The sequence below is a fragment of the Frankia sp. CoWAU3 genome (assembly GCF_977971855.1).
In genome coordinates, this window is the sequence record NZ_CDWWXB010000127.1 from 1 (window position 1) to 2,026 (window position 2,026).

Annotated in this window: 1 protein-coding gene; it reads left to right on the plus strand. The window is 74.8% G+C overall.

From position 1 onward, the window contains the following. Nucleotides 1–329: 329 nt before the first annotated feature. A partial coding sequence (locus AC08ON_RS12105; protein WP_476616983.1) for a KR domain-containing protein occupies nucleotides 330–2,026 on the plus strand: 1,697 nt, incomplete at its 3' end.

The window sequence follows — 2,026 nt, forward strand, 5'->3', positions numbered from 1 at the left end:
CCTGACCGCGCCGGCCAGCGCCGCACCCGAGTCGACCCCGCCCACCGCTACTGAGACGGCGGCGTCGATGCCCACGGCGACTGCACCGGCGCCGCACCCCGTTCCGACTGAGGCGCCCATCGAGCGGCTGCGCGCGGTGCCGCGCCTTCTGCCGGCCGTAGACCCGCTCGACGAGCCTTTCGGCGTCCAGCCCAGCGCGCTCGTGATCGAGGTCGGTGACGCCGGTGGTGCGGCGCTGGTCCGCCACCTCAGGGAGCGCGGCATCTCGGTCGAGCGGATCGCGATCGGGTCCCTTGCGGGCTCCGACGCCGCCGGCCTCCTCGGCTGGGATGGCGCCGCGGTCGAGGCGGCGCTCGCAGCCGTCGCCGGATCGGTCCGCCTGGACCTCTGCCTGCTCGCCCTCGGCGCTCCGGCATCACCGGGCGCCGGATCCGGGGCCGAGCCGCGCCGGGGAGGACGATCGAGCCGGGATCGGCGCCACCGGGCTGGCCGACTTCGACGTCGCCGCGCGTGGGCTCGCCGACGCCATCCTGGCCACGAAGGGGGTCATCGTACCACTGCGGGCGGCGGCCTCGGCGGGCCGGCGCGTGGCCTTCCTCACGGTGACGCGGGTCGACGGGCTGCTCGGTCATCGGGGCGGGTCCTCGATAGCCGGGGCGGTCACCGCGGGGGTCACCGGGCTGGTGAAGACCGTCGCGCTCGAGGCACCTGAGCTGGTCTGCCGGTCGGTCGACGTCCATCCGGCGCTCGACGACGACACCTTCGCGGCGGCCGTCCTGGCGGAGGCCGTCGATTCCGCCCGGGACGTCGTCGAGGTTGGTCTGGATCCCGAGGGACGCCGCTGGTCCGTCGAGTATGTCCAGGGCGGGGCGTCCGGGGTGGCTGAGGCGGCCGGGGTGGCCGGGACGACCGCCCCGGCGACGCTCCGGCCACCGGTGGGCCCGGATGACGTCCTGGTGGTGACCGGTGGAGCCCGCGGAGTTACCGCGCGCTGCGTCGAGGAGCTGGCGCGCCGCGCCTCCTGCGAGTTCGTCCTGCTCGGACGCACGAATCTGGTTGAGGAGCCGGGCTGGGCGGCCGGAGTCGAGGATGACGGCCTCAAGGCGGCGTATCTCGCCGGGGCCCGTGCCGAGGGACGCAAGGTGCGGCTGCCCGACGTCGATGCCGCGGCTGCCGCCGTGATCGCCGTCCGGCAGGTGCGGGCCACCCTCGGTGACCTTGCCGCGACCGGCGCGCGGATCCACTACCAGGCCGTGGACGCCTCGGATCCGGTGGCGACGGCCGCGGCGCTCGCGCCCTGGCGTGACCGGGTCACCGGCGTCGTGCACGGCGCCGGCGCTCTCGCCGACGCGATGCTCACGGACAAGACCGTCCCGGCCATCCGGTCGGTGCTCACCCCGAAGCTCGCCGGTCTGCGCTCCGTGCTCACGGCGCTGGAGGGGGCACCGCTGCGTCATCTCGTGCTGTTCGGTTCGGTCGCCGGTGTCTTCGGTAACCCGGGGCAGGCCGACTACGCCACGGCCAACGAGGCGCTGACCAGGGTCGCGGCCTGGGCCCGGACCGGGCTCACCGGCCGGGTGGTCGCCCTGAACTGGGGCGCCTGGGACGGCGGGATGGTAACGGCCGACCTGCGGGAGCTCTTCCGCTCCCGGGGCGTGACGCTGCTGCCGCCGGACGAGGGCGCGCGCCGCTTCGTCGCGGAACTCGTCGACGGCCACGGCGCGGATGGCGCGGTCCTCATCGGTGGATCCGCTCCGCTCGCGCGGGCTGTGGGTGGCACGGAGCCCGCCGCGTTCGTGGCGCACCGTTCGATAGCGGCTATGGACACCGAGACGGTCATCGACCAGCACCAGATCGGGCCGGCCCCGGTGCTGCCCGCCACCGCCGGTCTCGGCTGGTTGGTCAACGGGGTCGAACGAGCCTTGCCCGGGCGTCAGGTCGTCGAGGTCCGGAACTTCATCGTGCACAAGGGGATCGTGTTCGACGGGGCGCACCTGCGGGACTACTGGCTCGACGCGCGGCCCGT